Source organism: Spirosoma areae (assembly GCF_054781775.1).
Genome location: NZ_BAAGTT010000054.1, coordinates 153339 through 174605, shown reverse-complemented (window position 1 = coordinate 174605; position 21267 = coordinate 153339). Strand labels below are relative to the sequence as shown.

Sequence of the window (21267 nt, the reverse complement as noted above, 5' to 3'; positions counted from 1 at the left end):
GACATAAAACGTCGCATTTTTTCCTAATCCAACCTTTCATCGTAATTTTGACCGCACAGGACTGCCATATCCATTTTAAACAGTCATCGGTGTCCACCAACACTTTTAGTATGAAGCGCAATTTTTTCCGTGTTCTTCTCGGCGTAAGTAGTTTTCTTCCCCTCGTCGTATCCGCTCAAAAAATCAATCTCAACGGCCAGCCGCAAAATGTTCCTACATCGTCGGTACCTTTTCTGAACTTCACGCCCGATGCCCGTTCGGGTGCCCTGGGTGATGCCGGCGTTGCACTCGGCGATCCAGATGCCAATGCCGTCTTCTGGAATCCGTCGAAATTGGTTTTTGCCAAACAGGATAAAGGCGCGTCGATTTCGTATACACCCTGGTTGCGGAACCTGATTGGCGATATGTATTACACCTACTTAAGCGGCTATTCAAAAGTAGGTAAAAACTCCGTTGTGTCGGGGTCGCTTATGTACTTTGACTTGGGAACGGTCGATTTTACGACAGCGACGGGTGTAGCAGCCGGTACCTTTAACTCCCGCGAGTATGCCATCACGGCCTCGTTCGCTCAGCGACTGTCAGAAAATTTTTCGCTGGCTGTTGACCTCAAGTACCTAAGTTCTAACCTGGCGGCTGGTTCGACCAATCCAGGTTTGAAACCGGGTTCAACGGCGGCCGCCGACATCAGCGCTTATTACCAGAACGAGTCCCGCGATAACGCGACCGGTAAAGGAATTGGCTGGGCGTTTGGGGGTATGATTTCCAACCTCGGTGGCCGAATCAACTACGGCGGTACCCAGTCCTATTTTATTCCGACCAATCTGCGCTTAGGAACCCGCCTGACATTGTTTGCTGACCAATACAACAAATTCAATTTTGTGGTTGATGTCAATAAACTGATGGTGCCAACGCCCGATATTCAGACGGTTAATGGTGTGCAGGTGAATCTGAATGCCAACAAAAATTATTTCGCTTCGGTCTTTGGCTCCTTTGCCGACGCGCCGGGTGGTTTTAGTGAAGAACTAAAAGAGATTACGATTTCGACGGGTATTGAGTACTGGTACAACGACCAATTTGCGGCCCGCGTCGGTTATTTCAATGAATCAAACGAAAAGGGCGGCCGTAAGTATGTTACTACCGGCATTGGCCTGCGTTTGCAACAGCGGTTTGGCGTTGATTTTTCCTACCTGATCCCAATAAAACAAGGTAGTCCGCTGTCTGACACCTTCCGTATTTCGCTCCTGCTGAACCTGAACAAAGGGAACAAGATAGCTGATGAGGAACCCTTAACAAACGATTCCAATTAAATATAAGAGGAAAGGCAAGTGAAGAATGAAGCGTGAAAAGTGAAGAATAAAACCTGGCTCTATTTGAGCGATTATTCTTCACTTTTCACGCTTCATTCTTCACTTGTTTTCCTTTTGACACGTATATGACTCTCGATAGAACTCAATCGCCCGATTTTCAGGCGATACAGGAAGTTTATTTGCCAGCGGTCCAATCTCATCGTTTAGATAACGGCACTCCGCTGCATGTAATTGCGGTTGTGCAACAGCCCGTTTTGCGGTTAGAATGCGTATTTGATGCCGGAACCTGGTATGAGCAAGTGCCCGGTTCTGCATTTTTTGCTATGAAAATGCTGGCTGAAGGAACGTCAGTGCGGTCGTCGGCTCAGATCAGCGAATACATTGATCGGTATGGAATATTCATGGAATTGAACAGCGGCCCTGACCGCGCCAGCCTTGTTATTTATTGTTTGACCAGGTTTCTGCCTAATGCCTTGCTCCTCTTGCGGGAGATGCTCACAGAGCCAACGTTTCCGCAGAAAGAGTTGGATGACCTTCGCAACATTACCCTTCAGAATCTGCGGGTTAACTACGAAAAAAACGCCTACCTCGCGGGGGTTCTGTTTCGCGAAAAACTCTTTGGCGCCGAGCATCCGTATGGGCGCAGTCAGAAACCCGAATCGGTTGAGCAACTTACCCGTCAGGGCGTTGTCGATTTCTACGAGCGAACCATTCGAAACCGCCCGTTCCAGCTTATTCTGGCGGGGCAGGCTGCTGAAAATGAGCTACTGCTTATCAATACCGAATTGGGACAACTGTCGGTTCGCACGGATACATTACCTGCTTTTTCGGATAATGCACTGCTCGACAGTGACTTGCCTGTGTTTGCTGAAAAGCCCGACAGCATACAGTCGTCTATTCGGGTAGGTCGGCGGCTGTTCACCAGATCGCATCCCGATTTTTTTAAGATGCTGGTCACCAACGAGGTTTTAGGCGGCTATTTCGGCTCCCGATTAATGAAAAATATCCGCGAGGAGAAAGGATTTACCTACGGCATTTCATCGAATGTGCCCTCTTTTCGTCGTGATGGCTATTTTTTAATTGGCACAGATGTCAATAAAGAAAATACCCGGCAGACACTCGATGAAATTCGCAAAGAGATCCGGCTGCTCCAAACCGAACCCGTTTCAGACAATGAGCTGGAGACGGTGAAAAACTACATGGCTGGTGAGTTTGTCGGTTCGCTCAACACGCCTTTCGAAATTGCTGACCGCTATAAGGTGATTTTACTCGATGGTATGCCTGCCGATTTCCTGGCAACGTACATCCAAAAGCTACGGTCGGTAACACCAGATGATATTATTGAAACAGCAAATCGTTATTTAACCACCGAAAGTCTTCACGAAGTGGTCGTAGGGGGAAAATAGTAACATTTGGAAATTTATTCATTACTGAAATCGTTTTATAGGCTATGTGGGTTGGCCGATTAGTAACAATCGCTTAATTTTGGGGTTACATTCTCTTTACAGGGCTTCTCACGTTAAACAACGGGTCGCTTTATCCAGTAACTCAATTCTTTATTTCGGTTAATGAACGTTCTCTTAGTCTGCATTACGACCCTTGTTGCTTATTTATTAGGCTCAATTCCCACGGCTGTTTGGTATGGGCAAGGCTTTTTCGGCGTCGACATTCGCCACTATGGCAGTGGTAATGCCGGTGCCACCAATACGTTTCGGGTGTTGGGCAAACGGGCAGGAACCGTCGTAATGCTGGTCGATGTTCTGAAAGGCTACACCGCATCTATTTTAGCATCGCTGCTTTGGTATACGGGTATTATTACCGAAAATGAAATTCTGACATTCAAAATTGTTTTCGGGTTAGTGGCCGTGCTTGGTCATTTGTTTCCCGTCTTCGCCAATTTCAAAGGTGGAAAAGGCGTAGCGACGCTATTGGGAATGATGCTGGCTACTCACCCCGAAATGGCGGTCGTTTGCATTGGTGTTTTCCTGTTGGTGGTTATTGCCTCGCAATACGTATCGCTGGGGTCGATTCTGGCCGCTCTGGCGTTTCCGGTGTTGCTGTTGCTTCAGATCTTTGGTCAGAAAGAAAGTCCGTTACTCATTGTCTTTGGCTTCGTTATATTTCTGATGGTGGTACTAACGCATCAGAAAAATATTTCCCGATTGTGGCGTGGTGAGGAAAGCCGGACTGTATTGATTCGGCTGCGAAAAAAGCGTTAATACCAAAAACCTATTTTACAAATAGAATCAACGCCCCGTCGTTGCGCGAAAAGTGCGTAACTTCGGGGCGAAATTTTTGACCTGATGACCAGCTACCTTGACACCCATAAGCAGCGATTTTTAGATGAATTGCTCGACTTACTACGCATTCCATCGGTTTCGGCCGATTCTAAGTTTAAAGATGACGTGCGCCGGGCTGCCGAATTTGTTAAGGATAAACTTATAGCGGCAGGCTTAGACAAGGCCCAACTCTACGAAACACCCGGCCATCCGGTGGTGTATGCCGAGAAAATCGTGGATGTGGCTAAGCCAACCGTGTTGGTTTACGGGCATTACGATGTTCAGCCTGCCGACCCCTACGAACTTTGGAAAACGCCCCCCTTTGAACCCACCATTCGCAACGAGCGCATTTACGCCCGGGGCGCCTGCGATGATAAAGGTCAGTTTTATATGCATATCAAGGCGATTGAAGCGATGTTAGCGACAACCGGTTTGCCCTGCAATGTGAAGGTGATGATCGAAGGCGAAGAAGAAGTTGGTTCCGACCATCTGGGCACTTTCGTGGCCACCCATCGGGACATGCTCAAAGCCGACACGATTCTCATATCCGATACGAGCATTATCTCTAATGAAACCCCTTCGCTCGAAACGGGGCTTCGTGGCCTTTCTTACGTGGAGGTGGGGGTAACGGGCGCCAATCGTGATCTGCATTCGGGCGTCTATGGTGGTGGCGTTGCCAATCCGATTAACGTATTGTGCGAGATGATTGCGTCGCTTCACGATGAAAACGGGCGCATTACCCTTCCCGGATTTTACGATAAGGTAGCCGACCTGAGCGATGACGAACGGGCCGAATTAGCCAAAGCTCCCTTTGATCTGGACGAGTACAAACGAGATTTGGGCGTTAATGAGGTGATGGGCGAAACGGGTTACTCGACCAACGAACGAACCTCTATCCGCCCCACCCTTGACGTTAATGGCATTTGGGGCGGCTATACGGGTGAGGGCGCCAAAACGGTACTTCCCTCGAAAGCATCGGCTAAAATTAGTATGCGGTTAGTGCCCAATCAGACTCCAGACGAGATTACGGACCTGTTTACGAACCATTTTACGGCCATTGCGCCCGCTGGAGTAATGGTTCAGGTGAAGCCTCATCATGGTGGATTGCCATATGTAACGCCTGTCGATTCGGTGGAGTTTGAAGCAGCCAGTAAAGCATTTGAAGATGCCTGGGGCAAGAAACCCATTCCAACACGCGGTGGAGGCAGCATTCCGATTGTCGCGTTGTTTGAACAGGAACTGGGAGTTAAGTCGATTCTAATGGGTTTCGGTTTAGACAGCGACGCCTTGCATTCGCCGAATGAAAGCTACGGCCTCTTCAACTTTTACAAAGGCATCGAAACCATTCCTTATTTCTACAAACACTACGCAGCATTAAAAAAACAATAAACCATTTTTATTCGACCCAGGCAGGCGGTTAACTACCTGCCTGGCTATCCCCCTCTCCCGCGTTTATTTTATGAGAAAAACGTTATTAGTTCTTTTACTAAGTTCTTTACTGGCAACCTGGGCATCGGCTCAACAAAAGCCAGCAACCCCGCCCGCCCGTGTATTGACACCTGCTGAGCAACGGCAGAAAGAAAAAATAGAACGCGAAATCCAGCGGGAAAGGCAAATTAAGGCGGAGTGGTTGCAAAAACAACGCGAATACGAAGCTAAACAAGCTGAAAAAGAACGGCAGCGACAGGCGAAAAAAGCCGCTAAAGAACAACCGCCGACCGCCAATCCCCAGCTTAAAGTCACCGTAGACCCTACGACCGCAGCCCCAACTGCCAGCCAGCCGGTTGAACCCGCACCCGTTGTTGCCGAGCCAGGCCGAAAAGAGAAACGGGAAAAACGTAAAAAAGAAAAATCGCCTGAACCGGCCCCCACAGTTACCGATGCGTTGGCAGAAACACCCGCTGTAACCGCAACACCAACGCCAGTGCCCGCCGAAACACCTGCCAAAACGGCTCGCCCTGAACGAATTCGCCGTGAAAGAAAGCCTGTTATCCAGTCCGTCGACTCGGTAGGTTTAACAACAGGTGTTCGTAGTGAGCCTACCCTTGTCAGGCCCCGGCGGGAGTTTCTGCCCAAAGGGCATTTGTTTGAGCCAATCCTATTGGATCCGCTGGAAGCGCAAACCTATGGAAGCGTTTTGCCGGGTTATTGGACGGAGGGGCAAAAATACAAAGGTAGCATTGTGCCCTTCGCTTTTGGATTTGCAAAACCCTTTTACCGTCGAACCACCGAACCGGGCCGGTCCGAAGAGTGGGTGCTGGACTTAGCGTCGTTTACGCAATTTGAGGCCTACCATGACAACAAATTGGGACGGGCACGTCGGCAAATTATGAATACTGATTATAAAATCAGTATTCTTTACAACATTCGGCGGGGAGTGAATAATTACCGCTTTCGGGTTTATCACATCTCTTCGCACCTGGGCGACGATTACATCTATCGTAACCAGATCACGGCCCCCACGCCTAACTCGGTTAATTATGAGTTGTTGGACGTCACCTATAGCCGAATGGCCAATAACTGGCGACTATATGGTGGTCTCGGCATTGTCCTGCGAAAGTCGGAAGAACGTAAATTGTTCAGCGCTCAGGTAGGTGCGTTCTACAAAAAACCGTCGACAAAAGCAGCGCGGTTGGTGGGTGGCGTTGATGTGAAATTCTGGCAGCAAACCGATTTTCGACCTGGTATTCACGGCGGAATTGGGGTCGAGTTGGGAAGAACACAAAACAATCTGACCTTTCTGTTTGAAGGTTACTCGGGTTTCCGGCCCTACAGTCAGTATGAAAACCAGCAAACGTCCTGGATGGGCATTGGACTGTATTTGAACCCGTTCTGACCTGCGAACCGGGCCGCCGGAGCGTTACGATGTACGAATTTAAGTACGTCATACATCGTACATCGTAGATCGTAAACCGTACACTATCCCATGAGTTTATCTGCATTAACGGCTATTTCTCCTGTTGATGGCCGCTATCGGTCGCAGGTTGAGACACTGGCTCCGTATTTTTCGGAGCTGGGTCTGATTCGCTACCGGATCCGCATCGAAATGGAGTACTTCATTGCCCTTTGCGAATGGGGAATTCCGCAATTAGCCGATGTCGACCCGGCGCAGTTTTCGGCGTTGCGTGCTCTGTATGAAAACTTTACGGAAGCCGATGCCCTGCGTATTAAAGAAATTGAAAAGACGACCAACCACGATGTTAAGGCGGTTGAATATTTTATCAAAGAAAAGCTGAAAGGTTCGCCGGTTGAGCCGTTTCTGGAGTTTGTTCACTTTGGCCTGACCTCGCAGGACATCAACAATACGGCCATTCCACTGTTGCTAAGCGATGCACTCGACACCGAAATCGTGCCGCTCTATCGGCAGGTGTTTATGCGGTTGCAGGAACTGGCTGAGCAGTGGAACGATGTGCCCATGCTGGCCCGCACACACGGGCAACCGGCTTCGCCAACGCGCTTAGGCAAAGAACTATCGGTATTTGTCGAACGCATTGAGAAGCAATTGCATTTATTAGCCGACATTCCGACGGCGGCCAAATTCGGGGGCGCAACGGGCAATTTTAACGCGCACGCCGTTGCGTACCCCAACGAAGACTGGAAAAAATTCGGGGATAAATTTGTCGAAAGCCTCGGCATGGTGCGGAGTCAGTTTACAACTCAGATTGAGCATTACGACATGCTGGCGGCTGCCCTCGATGCGTTTAAGCGCCTGAATACCATCCTGATCGACCTCGACCGCGACATCTGGACCTACGTGTCGATGAACTATTTTAAGCAAAAACTGAAAGAAGGGGAGGTAGGTTCATCGGCGATGCCGCACAAAGTAAACCCAATAGATTTTGAGAATTCGGAAGGCAATCTGGGCATTGCCAACGCTTTGTTTGAGCACTTATCGGCCAAACTGCCCATCTCCCGGCTTCAGCGCGACCTGACCGACTCGACCGTACTGCGGAGCATCGGAGTTCCCTTTGCTCACTCGGTTATTGCCCTGAAATCGCTGGTAAAAGGCCTGAATAAACTCGAACTAAACCCGGTGGCTTTTAATGCCGACCTTGAAGACAACTGGGCGGTTGTGGCTGAGGGCATACAGACCATTCTCCGGCGCGAGGGCTATCCGCAACCTTATGAAGCCTTGAAAGCCCTGACCCGCACGAACGAGAAAATCACGGCTGACAGCATCCGCCAATTTATTGATGAACTGAACGTGTCAGATGCCATCAAGGGCGAACTCCGGGCAATTACGCCGTTCACGTATACCGGAATTTGACGAAAATCTGGGGCCCCTATCCTATATTACATTTTTCGGGCGGTAATACTAACAATCTTGCGCTCGATTTCTGGCCTGGCTTTCCCGGAATTTGCGCGGGTTCCTCCAGGATGTGTTCCGTAAAAAATTGGGCTGCGCTCAAGACATGGCCAACCGATTCAGAATCGTATAGGTGAAAGCCGAATTTTGTGAAGGGTAATTTTTGCATAAACTTGCCATTCGAGATCTTCATTCGCTCGCCGGTAATAATTCCTGCATCGCCATCCGGATGGCTCAACTGCCGGGCTATTTGTTTGAGGTCTTCTTCACTCCAGTTCGCGTTCATGAGCAATCAGGCAAAATTAAAACGCGTCAATTATCCCTTCGACAGTTCCATTGCCCGTGTTTGTGCGGCTTTGATACCCGCCACCAGCGTATTCGACAAGGCTCCGCTCTCGAACTCACGCAGGGCTGCTTCGGTTGTGCCACCTTTGGAGGCTACAGCTTTGATGAGGTCATCCAGCGATTTGTCGGCTGTATTTATCAGATGATACGAGCCAAGCATCGTTTGCTTTACCAACAGAGCCGACACGGCGTCATCGAACCCCATTTGCTTACCGGCTTCAATCATGGCTTTGACAACATAATAGAAATAAGCCGGGCCGCTGCCACTGAGGGCGGTTACGGCATTGAGCATGGCTTCGTCTTCGAGAAAAATAGACCGACCGGTGGCATTAATTAGATTTTCTACCCGGCGCAGGTTGGCCAAATCCACTTCTTTGGCGGCTGTAAAACCTGTAATGCCCATGCCCAGCATAGCGGGCGTATTGGGCATGGCCCGCACGACTAAGGGATGATTCAGTTTCTCCTGAATCTGGGCTATAGGGATGCCTGCCATAATCGACAGAACAACCTGATTCGGCTGAATAACGTCGCGAAGAGCTTCATAAACGCTGTTGAAATCCTGAGGTTTTACGGACAGAATAATCAAATCAGACTCACCCACATGCGGCCCAATCGTATCGACTACAACGCCTGCTTTTTCGGCCTTTAGGGCTTCGGAGCGGTCGGTGCTCTTTTCGATTAACAATAAGTCGTCTTTCTTTACGAGGTCATATTGCAAAAACGATTTGGCAAAGGCCATGCCCATATTGCCGCAGCCCACAATTGCGATTTTCATTTACTAAAGAGCGAATGAGTGAATGAGCGAAATGTAGTAACTAAAGCCACTACGTTTCATTCCAGACATAAAAAAAAGGTCAGGTTTGACCGGGCTGGCGACCCAGAACCTGACCCCACAAAACTACTTACTCGTTGCCAACTCATTGACCACCTTTAAGAACTTCCTCTAATTTTTGCTCCAATGCGTCACCGCGCAGGTTCTTGGCGATAATTTTGCCTTCTTTGTCGAGCAGGAACGTGGCCGGAATTGCCTGAACCCCGTATTGCTGAGCCGCTGCCGACTGCCAGAATTTCAGGTCCGAAACGTGCGTCCAGGTGAGGTTGTCATTGCGGATGGCTTTGGTCCAGTTGGCTTTAGCCTGATCGAGCGAGACGCTATAGATAGCAAATCCTTTGTCTTTAAACTTGTTGTACATCCTCACCACGTTTGGATTCTCGGCCCGGCAGGGGCCACACCACGATGCCCAGAAATCAATTAAAACGTATTTTCCCCGCAGCGACGAGAGCGGAACCGGCGTGCCGGTCGTATCGCTCAAACTAATTTCGGGAGCGGGTGCACCAACCGATACGCCTTTGATGCGGGCAACCCGGCCAATCAGCGATTTGGCATGTGGGCTATTGGGGTTCTCTTTCTCGAACCGTTGCGCCAGCGACTCATAAGTAGCAAAATCACTTTCGATGTTGATGAAGTTCAGGGCAAAAAGCGACGCCAGGGATGTGCCCATTTCGGGCAGCATGGCTTTTACTTTACTGACAACCGCCTGTTCGGCAGCCTGATACTCCTGTTCGATTTGAGCAACTTTCTTATTGTCTTTTTTCTCGGTGGCAGCGGCAACCTGTTTGTTCCAGTTGGCCACTTTGGCTTCCATGTCGGTACGGAGCGTGTTTAACTTATCATAATACTCCATGTTTTTGGAGCCAGTGACGGTTGCTTTACCTATCTGTCCGGTTTTGGCATCCATTTTATAGCCATCAGCCAATACGTTCAGCGTTTCGCCCCCTTCAACCAGCAGCGCCATTTTCTGCCCACCGCCTGCATTTAGGACGAATACCTCACCACCGTCGGCCACGTTATGCTTCAGCGTAAAGGCATTTCCTGCATCAACCCTGGCCGAGTCGAGTTTGCGAAACGGTGGGGCGTTCGCTTCCAGATAAACGAAACTGCCCGGCGTTGCTTTGTTAATTTTACCCGTTACGGTAAAGGGCTTTGTTGTTTGGGCGTTGGCCACCAGGCCGAGTGCCATAAAACCGACTATACTGAAAATTAAGTTTTTCATGTTGTCTGTAATGTCTTTACTACTAATTCATTAACCAATTTGGGGTCGGCTGAACGCTTCGATTTTTTCATGACCTCGCCCACAAACAAGCCTACTAAATTTTTCTTTCCTTTCCGGTATTGTTCAACTTTATCGGGCCATGCGGCCAGTACTTCTTCTACCAACGTTTGCAGGGCGTCGGTATTGCGGTTCTGAAGCAGGCCGTTCGTTTGGGCTAAGTCGGCAGGCGATGCGTCGGGTTGTTCAGTCATTAACGTAAAGACCTGCTGGGCCGCCGTTTGACTAACTATACCCTCATCGATCAGGGTAACGAGAGCCGCCAGGCGTTCGGCAGCGACCGGAAATTGACGCTCACGCAGGCTTCGGTCGGTAAGGTGCCCTTTTACTGGCCCCATAATCCAGTTAGAGGCCGCCTTGTAATTGGTTGTATGGACGCAAACGGCTTCATAATACTCGGCCAGTTCTTTTGCATCGGTCAGTAAGGCTGCGTCGTAATCGGGTAGCCCATAAACAGTCGTAAATTTCTGGTACAAAGCCGCCGGAAGCATGGGCATCCGGACCTGAACATCCGCCAGCCACGCGTCCGAAATAACGACGGGCGTTAGGTCGGGGTCAGGAAAGTAGCGATAATCGTTCATGGTTTCTTTCTCCCGCATGGCGTAACTAAGCCCCGTGGCTGCATCGAAGGTGCGGGTTTCCTGTACAAGCCGCCCGCCCGATTCGGTCAGTTCGACCTGCCGCAGAAATTCGCTATCCACCGCTCGCATGACGTTCCGAATTGAGTTCAGGTTTTTTACCTCAACCTTCGTGCCGAGATGCGTTGCCCCTTTGGGCCGGATGGAAACATTTACGTCGCAGCGTAATGAACCCTCTTCCATGTTGCCGTCACAAATGTCCAGATACCGAACCAGCCGCCGAACTTCGGTCAGGTATTGCCCGGCTTCATCGGCAGTGCGAATGCAGGGTTCAGTTACCATTTCGATCAGGGGCGTTCCAGCACGGTTGTAGTCGAGTTGGGTAGCCCAGTCATTGCCATCATGAATGGATTTGCCGGCATCTTCTTCGAGATGAATATGGTGAAGTTGAATCGTAGTTTGGTAGGGTTGACCAGAAACTGGGTCTTTTGCCGCAACCAGAATGCCCCCGCCCACACAAATCGGCCCCTTATCCTGCGAAAGCTGGTAGCCTTTGGGCAAATCGGGATAAAAATAATTTTTACGGGCAAATATATTGTGGCGCGTAATTTCACTTCCGCAGGCCAGCCCGATTCGCATGGCGTACTCAACCGCCTTGCGGTTCAGCTTAGGGAGCGTGCCCGGATGCCCCAGGGTAATAACGCTGATATTGGTATTCGGCTCGGCTCCAAATACATTCGCGTCGGTAGCGAATATTTTGCTTTGCGTAAGCAACTGGCAGTGAACTTCCAGGCCAACAACGGCTTCGTATTTAGCCAGAACATCTGGCGAAAGGGTCGGTTCGGCTACCATTGATAACGGAGAGTGATTTTAGGCAAAGATAGGGAGAAATAAAACAGGGGATGATGGCTAACAAATGGCTTTAAGGCAAGCGCTTAAAACTTCCTACAAGAAAAATCAGTCAGGCAATGTCTACCCAGGTGAATTTAGAGTCTAAAGTTTGATTACTATCTCTTTACTAAACTGACCTCTTTAGCAAATGACTACACAAACGGTTGAATTGGTTCGCGATAAGACTATTGTAGTTGAGAAAAAGTATCGCCTTAGTTACGACGAGTTCGCTAAGAATCATCTTTTTGGAAATTACCCGGTAGTGATTGGAGACGCCTGCGATGCCTGGCCAGCAAAGGAGAAATTCACCCCGGAGTTTTTCAAAAAACACTATAGTAACCGGGAAGTCAGTATTGCCGGTAAAACCTACAATTTCGGTGAGTATATCGACTGGATGCTGACCGGCACGGAAGACAAGCCTGCGCCTTACCCCTGCACTCTCCAGATTGAGCGTGATTATCCTGAACTGGTCCCCGATGTGCTGCCCCGGCTGAAATATGCCCTCCCTGACCGTATTCACAGCCGACTTCTGCCGAAACGCCTGCTGTCAGGAGCCAACACAATGGAAATTTTTTTCGGTAGCCCCGGTGCTCAGTTTCCCTATGTGCATTACGATTACATGAGTCTGCACGCCTATATTACGCAACTGCATGGCCAGAAAGAATTTACGGTTATTCCGCCCGACCAAACGCCTTATGTGTATCCAAAACCGGATAATGCCTGGGTGTCGGAGGTGAATGACATCAGACATCCCGATTTAGAGAAATACCCACTTTTTGCCAAAACAACGCCCGTCACGTTTGTGGTTGGCCCCGGCGAAACTTTATTTATTCCCTGTGGCTGGTGGCATACAGCCCGTTCGTTAACGCCCACCATATCGGTCGCACTTGATTGCCTGAATGCCTCCAACTGGCCAAACTTCATGCGGGAAGTAAACACCAACATGAACCAGCGGAAACCCAGATTAGCCAAAGCGGTTCAGGCATATCTGTCGGTTTTAGGGAAAGTTTTGAGCACGTTAGAGAAGACAGGGACGAGTATGTAAGAGCCGAGCCTTCAGAACTTATTAAAGCACATTCAGCCGATATTTCAAATACGTTTGCGCCAGCAGCGCAAATTTTTGTGGATTCGGCACCCGAACCCGTTCGCTCTGAATGCGCGAAGCCGGAAGCTGCTTGATTTTATTGAACAGCGTCTGGTAATACATATACGCTAAATAAACGCCCATTCTGGCTCCTCGTGGCAGTTTCGTAATGCCAGTATAGGCTTCATCGAAGTCGCGCTGAATGTCGGCTTCGATGCGTTGCTTGGTATCACGACTGAAGTCATTAAAATCAACGCCCGGAAAATACGTGCGACCCCGGTCAACGAAATCGCTCTTCATGTCGCGCAGGAAGTTCACTTTCTGAAACGCAGCGCCCAGTTTTCGGGCAGGTGCCTGTAGGCGGTCAAATTCATCACCATCACCTTCGCAGAAAACGCGCAGGCACATCAGCCCAACCACTTCCGCCGATCCATAGATGTATTCGCTGTAGCCCTCAGCATTATAATCCTGGAAATATAAATCCATTTCCATGCTTTTCAGGAACGCATCTATCAGCGCATGCTCAATCTTATACTGGCTGACGACCAACTGAAAGGAATGCAAAACCGGATTCAGGCTAATTCCCTCATCAATAGCCAGATAAGTGTCCTGCTTAAACCGTTCGAGCAGGGTTTTTTTGTCGTAGTCGTGGAACGTATCCACAATTTCGTCGGCGTAGCGAACAAACCCGTAGATGGCGTAGATAGGCAGATGAAATTTTCGGTTGAGGGTTTTAATGCCTAAGGTAAACGACGTACTGTAACGCTCCGTAATTAGCCTGCTGCATTCCAGTGCGGTTTTATTGAACAATGCCATCATAGAGTTTAAGAGAGAAGGATAAATCGAGAATGCAGGAAAGATACAGGAAGAACGGTATGTTGACGAATTTTCCTCATTTTCTGCCTGCTCTTCGTACTTAAAAATTAAGGAAACTCTTTAGCAACCTCGTCAGCAACAACCAATCCTGAGATAAGCGACGGCGGAACGCCCGGCCCCGGCACGGTGAGTTGACCGGTGTAGAACAAGTTGTTTACCCTTTTGTTCTTTAACGACGGTTTTAGTAAAGCAGTCTGCCAAAGGGTATTGGCCAACCCATAGGCGTTGCCCCGAAACGCATTGTAATCGGTTTTGAAATCGCTATGGGCGTAGCTGCGTTTGAACACGATGTAAGGACGGATGGATTCACCCACATACGCTTCGAGTCGGTTCATGATCAGGTCGAAGTAGCGTTCACGGGTAGCATCGTCGTCGGTAAGATCGGGGGCAACTGGTATCAGCAGGAACAAATTCTCGCAGCCGTCGGGAGCCACGCTGGGGTCGGTTTTTGACGGGACCGATGCATAAAACAGGGGCTTGGTGGGCCAGCGGGGCGTTTCGTAAATTTCCTGTGCGTGGAGCGCGAAGTCTTCGTCGAAAAACAGGTTATGGTGCTGCAAACGCGGTATCCGCTTGTTTATGCCCAGATAAAACAGCAATGATGAAGGAGCCATCACTCGTTTCTGCCAGTAAGCATCGTCATAATTTCGATGGATAGGGTCCACAAGGCTGGTCTCAACGTGATTGTAATCGGCGCCAGCAACGACCACATCTGTCTCGAAAATACCGTCGTTTGTGCGGATACGCCTGGCTGTATTCTGCTGAATATCAATTTTTTGCACGGTCTGGTTCAGTAGAATCTTAACGCCCTTTTCCTGAGCCAGGCTGACCATTGCCTTCACAATCTGGTGCATGCCACCCATCGGGTACCAGGTGCCTAATGCCATCTCGGCATAATTCATCAGACTGTACATGGCGGGCGTATTTTGAGGAGTAGCGCCCAAAAAAAGCACCGGAAATTCAATAATTTCGAGCAGGCGGGGATTCGCGAAAAACTTGCGGGCGTGAGTCGCAAACGACTGGAAAACATCTAATCGCGAGACGTCATAGAGTAATTTAAGGCTCAAAAATTCGGTAACCGACCGGCTGGGCTTCCAGACGAAATTGGTCATAGCAACGTCGTATTTATACGACGCCTGCTTGAGAAACTCCCGCAACTTAGAGCCGCTCCCGGATTCCAGTTGCTCGAAAAGCACCTCTAATTTGTCTAATCCGGCGGGTAAGTTTACGGTCTCATCGGGTCCAAAAATAACGGAATAGGAAGGGTCAAGCCGGACGAGGTTGTAATAGTCAGATGGTTTTTTGCCAAATCGAGCGAAGTACGTCTCAACTATATCGGGCATCCAATACCAGCTTGGCCCCATATCGAAGGTAAATCCATGGGCCTGAAAGACACGCGCCCGGCCGCCGGGCATATCATTTTTTTCGAGGATGGTAACGTCGTAGCCTTTGTTGGCAAGGCTGGTAGCAGCGGCCAGCCCGGCAAACCCGGCTCCGATAACAAGTACGCGCTGGGGCATCAGAAAAAAATTAGAACTGAGTCAAAATAAATTGCCTGATGAAGCAATTTGTTCGTGTGAAGCTACCTCAAAACCAATAAAAAAGTTGATAAGGGCTAATTTTTCAGGCCCATCGGGGTGAAAATTAGCCCCGGTTTGATGGCTGGCCGACGCCCCCCTATTCAGAGGCAGCCCAACCAGATGGTAGCTAACTTGTTGATTATAAGGCTATAAAATAAAAAAAAGTTGGGTAGATGCTACCCAACTTTTCTGAACCTTCCTCTTTTTTAACCAAAAACTACTCAATCAATAAACCTTAGACGGTGTATTGTGTATAAAGTCTCGCTTAGGCATTAAAATATGCATAAACTTTTAGCTGGTCCTTTAATTCTTTGCGGGCAATGTGGATTCTGTTCTTCACAGTGCCAATAGGAATGTTAAGCTTTGCCGCAATTTCATGGTATTTGAAACCCCGAAAGTGCATCATAAACGGCGTTTTATAGGTGTCGTCAAGGCCGTTGACTGCCCGACTGATATCCTCCTGAGCAAATGACGAATAGGCTAAATTGTCCGTGCTGCTTTCGGTAGAGTTAATATAATGTAGATTATCTGTTGTGTCGATGAACGTGTTCTTACGAACCATGCGCTGGTAATTAGTAATGAATGTGTTTTTCATGATTGTGTAAAGCCAGGCTTTCAGGTTAGTCCCATCTGTATATTTGTCCCGGTTAGTGAACGCTTTGAGGAGGGTATCCTGAAGTAAATCGTTTGCATCTTCAACATCCTTCGTTAAACGGAGTGCGAACGGACGCAGAGATTTAGAAACTTTGCCAATATGGTTAGTAAATTCGAGAGCGGTCATGGCTGTTAGGTTTTATCTGTTAAACTACATCTGCATATCCACAAGACAAAAAAACAACCAGTCTTTTCAAAAATTACGGAGTATCGAAGAATATAGAGCTAAAGAGCTAAAAAACAGGTATTTATAAACAGATATATTTGTTCAATGATAGCTATACGTTCCGGTGAATTTGTATGAAGTGTGGAATATTTCCCCCATACTGTGGAATTTAACCTGTGGATTTTGTTTAGCATTTGTAGAAAACAGTTCAACAAAACTACATGCCAGAAAAGAAGGTGGTCTACCAATCTTTACAGGCAACGTGTAGAGTCGTCTATAGCGGAACAATAAAGTCTTAACCGTCATAGTTCGAGTACATACACAAACCACAGTCAAATCAGGCCCTCGCGCAGCAGGTCATGTAGATGAACAAAACCCTGTACCCGACCGGCATCGGCCACAATAAGCTGCGTAATATTTCGCTCCTGCATGAGTTGTAAAGCAGCTACGGCATACTCATCCGGGTGCACACAAATCGGCGCAGGAGTCATAACTTGCCGGGCATAGAGTTGCCAGAATGAATCGTGCTCATACGCCATTCGTCGTATATCGCCGTCTGTCACGATGCCAACCAGCAGGCTTGCTTCATTAACGACAGCCGTTGCCCCTAACCGATTTGCAGAAATTGTGAAAATTACGTCTCTAACCGGCGTATCGGGCGATACCTGCGGACATTGATTATTTGGAAATATATCGGCCACTTTCAGATACAGTTTTTTACCGAGCGAACCGCCTGGATGATACCGGGCAAAATCCTGCCGCGTAAATCCGCGCACTTCCAGTAACGTAACCGCCAGGGCGTCACCTAAAGCCAGCGCAACGGTTGTGCTGGTTGTAGGGGCAAGGTTCAGCGGATCCGCTTCCCGGTCAGCGTAGGCGTGGAGAACAAAGTCGGCATGGTGAGCCAAATACGAATCTCGATTGCTGACCAGGGCAATCAGCCGGACACCCGTGCGCTTCAGTAAGGGCAGTAGAACCTTAATTTCGGCGGTGTTGCCACTTTTAGAGATGAGCATCACCACGTCATTCGCCTGAATCATGCCCAGGTCGCCATGGATCGCATCGGCTGCGTGCATGAACAAAGACGGTGTGCCGGTTGAGTTCAGCGTAGCTACGATTTTCTGACCGACGAGTGCACTTTTTCCCACGCCCGTTACCACCAGCCGCCCCGTCGCCTTCAGTACGGTTTCGACCGTTGCGTCGAAGTGTTCATCGAGTAAATCAACGGCATTGCGTATTGCTGCGGACTCGGCTAACAATACCGAACGGGCAATAGTCTGAGGATTTTTTATTACTTTCAACGGCAGTTTTGCTAAACAGGACCAGTTTGCTGTGTATATTCGCTAACTTTATAAAGCAAAGATACGGCAAGCAAATAAGTAAAGTAACTTTTGTACGATTTGTAGAATGATGCAGGTTGATCAGTCGGTCCATACGACGCTCAAAGAGCGATTGAAGGAAATTTTCGGATATGGACACTTCCGGGGCGAACAGGAAGCCATTATTTATAGTATCCTGGCAGGCCGTAATACATTTGTGATTATGCCCACCGGAGCAGGCAAGTCATTATGCTACCAATTGCCCGCCATTGTCAGTGAGGGCACAGCGGTGGTTATTTCGCCCCTAATTGCCCTGATGAAAAATCAGGTCGATCAGTTAAATGCCTTCGGCATCAATGCCCAGTTTCTGAATTCGACGCTCTCGAAGGCCGAAATGAACAAGGTCAAGAAAGACACGCTCAATAGTACACTCAAGCTACTTTATATTGCACCCGAGTCGCTGACCAAAGAAGAGAATTTGGACTTTTTGAAGAAAGCCAACATCTCATTCGTGGCCATCGACGAAGCGCACTGTATTTCCGAATGGGGGCATGATTTCCGCCCGGAGTATCGAAAAATTCGCGGCATTGTCGATAACATTGGTAATCTGCCCGTTATTGCCCTGACAGCAACCGCCACGCCCAAAGTACAGCAGGACATCCAGAAAAACCTGCAAATGGAAGATGCCAATCTGTATAAAACATCCTTCAATCGCAAAAATCTTTACTACGAAATAAAGCCCAAGGTTGACGCTAAAAAGCAACTGATTAAATACGTCAAACAGAATAAAGGCAAGTCGGGCATTATTTATTGCCTGAGCCGAAAAACGGTCGAAGAAGTTGCTGAATTGCTGCGGGTTAATGATGTGAAGGCGCTTCCGTACCACGCGGGCCTTGACCCACAAACCCGGATGAACAATCAGGACGCCTTCCTGAACGAAGATGCAGACGTTATCTGCGCTACGATTGCCTTCGGGATGGGCATCGACAAGCCCGACGTTCGGTTTGTTATTCACTACGATGCACCCAAATCGCTCGAAGGCTATTATCAGGAAACAGGCCGCGCCGGACGCGACGGGCTGGAAGGCAACTGCCTGATGTTCTACAGCTACGACGATATTGTCAAACTCGAAAAATTCAATAAAGACAAACCCGTTACCGAGCGCGATAATGCCCGCCACCTGCTCACCGAGATGGTATCTTACTCAAACCTCGGCGTTTGTCGCCGTCGGCAATTGCTGGGCTATTTTGGTGAGTACATGGATAAAGACTGCGGTTTTTGCGATAACTGCCTGAAACCGACCGAGAAAATTAAGGTGCAGCATGAGGTTGTGCTGGCGCTGCAAACGGTCTTACAAACTGACCAGCGTTTTGATGTTGCTCACTTAGCTGACGTACTTACCGCTAACACGAATCAGTACGTTACCAGCTACGAACATGATCGGCTCGCGGTGTACGGGAAAGGCCGGGAGTTTAATGAAGATTGTGATTACTGGTGTTCGCTCATCAAGCAGATTACGATTTATGGATACCTCGAAAAGGATGTCGATAATTATGGCATTCTGAAGCTGACGCAGCGGGGCATGAACTACATTGAAGACCCGTACCCGATGACGCTGTCGAAAGACCACGACTACGAGCAGCAGGCAACCGACGCAAAGGAGGAGGATGACAAAGACTCGGGGCCGTCGGCGGGTGGTGTAGCCTATGATGAAGAGTTGCTTGGCCTGCTCAAAGCACTGCGGAAGAAAGTTGCCAAAGAAAAGAACCTGCCGCCCTACGTTATCTTCCAGGAAACGTCGATGGAGGAGATGGCAACAACCTATCCGACCACCCGCGAAGAAATGGCCCAGATCAACGGGGTCGGCATGGGTAAAGTGCAGAAATTTGGACGGCCATTCATCGACCTGATTACCAAATATGTTGACGAAAATGAAATTGAAACCGATAAAGATGTCGTTGTTAAGTCGACTGTTAATAAATCGAAAGTTAAGATTTTCATTATTCAGCAAATCGATCGGAAGGTTGACTTAGACGAAATTGCCGAGTCGAAATCGCTCTCAATGGAAGACCTGATGGAGGAAATTGAGCATATCTGTTACTCCGGCACGCGATTAAATCTTGATTATTACATTAACCAGGTAATGGACGAAGACCGACAGGACGAAATATTCGGTTATTTCATGCGGGCCGAAAGTGATAATATCGCCATTGCCATGCGTGAATTTGGGGGCGATGATTTCACCGAACAAGATCTGCGCCTGATGCGTATTAAATTCCTGTCGGAAGTAGCTAATTAACTAATTAACTAATGAATAATGTACAATGTATAATGACTTAATGGTCTATAGAAAACCATTCTTCATTATACATTATTCATTCACTAAATGAATATACTAATACTGGGGTCGGGTGGACGCGAACACGCTTTTGCGTGGAAGTTGTCGCAAAGCCCATTGTGTGATAAACTGTTTGTAGCTCCGGGCAATGCCGGAACGGCACAAATGGCAACTAATTTGCCCGTCAGTTATACTGATTTTTCGGCTGTTGCCACGGCGGTTCGAGTCAATGCTATCGACCTGCTCATTGTTGGGCCAGAAGAGCCATTGGTAAAAGGGATTGTTGATTACCTGCGTAAGCAACCCGATTTAGCCAGTCTACGCATCGTGGGCCCCGATGCTCAGGGCGCTCAGTTGGAGGGTAGTAAGGATTTCTCCAAGCAGTTCATGCACCGATATGGCATCCCGACGGCCGCATCAAAAACATTTACAGCGGCAACACTTCAGGAAGGGCTGACCTATCTGGAAACCCACTTGCTGCCGGTTGTCTTAAAAGCAGATGGACTGGCGGCTGGCAAAGGAGTCATTATTGCCGACACCCTGGCCGACGCCCAGGCGGCTCTGCGGACTATTCTCGATGGGCAACGATTTGGCGATGCGGGTAGTAAAGTAGTTGTTGAGCAGTTTTTGCGGGGCATCGAACTGTCGGTATTTGTTCTGACAGATGGGACTAATTATAAGATTCTGCCCGAGGCCAAAGACTACAAGCGCATTGGTGAAGAAGATACCGGCCCGAACACGGGTGGCATGGGGGCTGTTTCGCCTGTGGTGTTCGCTAATCAATCGTTTCTACAGAAAGTTGAGGACAAGGTTGTGAAACCTACACTGGCAGGCTTGCAACAGGAACGCATTCATTATCAGGGTTTTATTTTTATCGGCTTAATGAAGGTAAACGGAGAACCTTATGTTATCGAGTATAACGCGCGTATGGGCGACCCCGAAACCGAAGTTGTGTTACCCCGAATTCAGACTGATTTTGTTGAGTTGATGACAGCCACCGCAGACGGTGAATTAGACAAGATAACTGTTCTGGTTTCGCCCCAGACAGCCGTAACAACGGTGCTGGTGTCAGGTGGCTACCCCGGTGACTACGCAACCGGTAAAATCATTTCGGAATTAGAGCGTTTAGAAGATGTAGTGGCGTTTCATGCAGGAACGCTTTCACAAAACGGTCATGTATTGACCAACGGCGGGCGGGTGCTGGCTATAACGGCACAGGCTAACTCGCTCGAAAACGCCGTCAGGAAGTCGCAGGAAGCGGCCCGGATGGTGCAATTTGATGGCAAACAGTATCGGAAAGACATCGGGGTTGACCTGATTCGGTACGCCGACTAACTGAGTTATAAAGTTATAGAGTTATAAAGTTGCAGAACGGTCTGCCGTTGCGCTGCCTACCAGCATCATCAACTTTATAAGGCTACAACCTTACAACT

17 protein-coding genes are annotated in these 21267 nt (G+C 48.7%); 9 read left to right on the top strand and 8 right to left on the bottom strand.

The genetic code is table 11. The annotated features are described in order from the left end of the window. Positions 1–110: 110 nt before the first annotated feature. From porV to purB, 6 genes are all read left to right on the top strand, one after another. Positions 111–1307, top strand: a complete 1197-nt coding sequence (gene porV, locus ACYVI1_RS31110) for a type IX secretion system outer membrane channel protein PorV (RefSeq protein WP_460915533.1) — start codon at positions 111–113, stop codon at positions 1305–1307. 125 nt (positions 1308–1432) lie between these two features. Beyond that, on the top strand, positions 1433–2713 hold the full coding sequence (locus tag ACYVI1_RS31105) for a M16 family metallopeptidase (RefSeq protein ID WP_460915532.1): 1281 nt from the start codon (positions 1433–1435) through the stop codon (positions 2711–2713). A gap of 162 nt (positions 2714–2875) precedes the next feature. After that, complete coding sequence (gene plsY / locus ACYVI1_RS31100) at positions 2876–3526, top strand: glycerol-3-phosphate 1-O-acyltransferase PlsY (protein ID WP_460915531.1); 651 nt, start codon at positions 2876–2878, stop codon at positions 3524–3526. Positions 3527–3610: 84 nt separating this feature from the next. Further along, positions 3611–4975 carry a dipeptidase gene (locus tag ACYVI1_RS31095; RefSeq protein WP_460915530.1) on the top strand — a complete coding sequence of 455 codons (1365 nt, stop codon included), beginning with the start codon at positions 3611–3613 and terminating at the stop codon, positions 4973–4975. Positions 4976–5045: 70 nt separating this feature from the next. Beyond that, positions 5046–6422, top strand: coding sequence for a DUF1207 domain-containing protein (locus ACYVI1_RS31090; protein ID WP_460915529.1), 1377 nt, complete (start codon positions 5046–5048; stop codon positions 6420–6422). Positions 6423–6512: 90 nt separating this feature from the next. Next, on the top strand, positions 6513–7853 hold the full coding sequence (gene purB, locus ACYVI1_RS31085; RefSeq protein WP_460915528.1) for an adenylosuccinate lyase: 1341 nt from the start codon (positions 6513–6515) through the stop codon (positions 7851–7853). 16 nt (positions 7854–7869) lie between these two features. Here purB and ACYVI1_RS31080 read toward each other — a convergent pair whose 3' ends face one another. The 4 genes from ACYVI1_RS31080 to gatB form a co-directional block, all read right to left on the bottom strand. Then, on the bottom strand, positions 7870–8178 hold the full coding sequence (locus tag ACYVI1_RS31080) for a hypothetical protein (RefSeq protein ID WP_460915527.1): 309 nt from the start codon (positions 8176–8178) through the stop codon (positions 7870–7872). A 30-nt stretch (positions 8179–8208) separates the two neighbouring features. Continuing rightward, positions 8209–9012, bottom strand: a complete 804-nt coding sequence (gene proC, locus ACYVI1_RS31075) for a pyrroline-5-carboxylate reductase (protein WP_460915526.1) — start codon at positions 9010–9012, stop codon at positions 8209–8211. Positions 9013–9154: 142 nt separating this feature from the next. Beyond that, positions 9155–10291, bottom strand: a complete 1137-nt coding sequence (locus tag ACYVI1_RS31070) for a redoxin domain-containing protein (protein ID WP_460915525.1) — start codon at positions 10289–10291, stop codon at positions 9155–9157. After that, complete coding sequence (gene gatB, locus ACYVI1_RS31065) at positions 10288–11778, bottom strand: Asp-tRNA(Asn)/Glu-tRNA(Gln) amidotransferase subunit GatB (protein ID WP_460915524.1); 1491 nt, start codon at positions 11776–11778, stop codon at positions 10288–10290. Before gatB ends, ACYVI1_RS31070 begins: the two co-directional genes overlap by 4 nt. Before the next feature lie 187 nt (positions 11779–11965). Here gatB and ACYVI1_RS31060 point away from each other — a divergent pair, with 187 nt between their 5' ends. Beyond that, positions 11966–12862: a cupin-like domain-containing protein gene (locus ACYVI1_RS31060; protein ID WP_460915523.1), complete on the top strand. Its 897-nt coding sequence runs from the start codon at positions 11966–11968 to the stop codon at positions 12860–12862. Positions 12863–12883: 21 nt separating this feature from the next. Here the strand turns inward: ACYVI1_RS31060 and ACYVI1_RS31055 are convergent, their stop codons facing one another. The 4 genes from ACYVI1_RS31055 to ACYVI1_RS31040 all read right to left on the bottom strand — a co-directional run bounded on the left by ACYVI1_RS31055 (position 12884) and on the right by ACYVI1_RS31040 (position 17478). Continuing rightward, on the bottom strand, positions 12884–13720 hold the full coding sequence (locus ACYVI1_RS31055) for a phytoene/squalene synthase family protein (RefSeq protein WP_460915522.1): 837 nt from the start codon (positions 13718–13720) through the stop codon (positions 12884–12886). 104 nt (positions 13721–13824) lie between these two features. Further along, positions 13825–15297: a phytoene desaturase family protein gene (locus ACYVI1_RS31050; RefSeq protein ID WP_460915521.1), complete on the bottom strand. Its 1473-nt coding sequence runs from the start codon at positions 15295–15297 to the stop codon at positions 13825–13827. Positions 15298–15622: 325 nt separating this feature from the next. After that, on the bottom strand, positions 15623–16138 hold the full coding sequence (locus ACYVI1_RS31045; RefSeq protein WP_460915519.1) for an RNA polymerase sigma factor: 516 nt from the start codon (positions 16136–16138) through the stop codon (positions 15623–15625). 371 nt (positions 16139–16509) lie between these two features. Further along, entirely contained in the window at positions 16510–17478 is a 969-nt protein-coding gene (locus ACYVI1_RS31040; RefSeq protein ID WP_460915517.1) for a KpsF/GutQ family sugar-phosphate isomerase, read from the bottom strand. Between the two features lie 106 nt (positions 17479–17584). On the opposite strand from ACYVI1_RS31040, the gene recQ reads away from it, so the two are divergent. Together recQ and purD are read left to right on the top strand one after the other, a co-directional pair. After that, the gene (recQ, locus tag ACYVI1_RS31035) at positions 17585–19795 is read left to right on the top strand and encodes a DNA helicase RecQ (RefSeq protein WP_460915516.1); all 2211 of its coding nucleotides are present in this window, start codon (positions 17585–17587) and stop codon (positions 19793–19795) included. 87 nt (positions 19796–19882) lie between these two features. Continuing rightward, entirely contained in the window at positions 19883–21169 is a 1287-nt protein-coding gene (purD, locus tag ACYVI1_RS31030) for a phosphoribosylamine--glycine ligase (RefSeq protein WP_460915515.1), read from the top strand. The last annotated feature ends 98 nt before the right edge of the window (positions 21170–21267 follow it).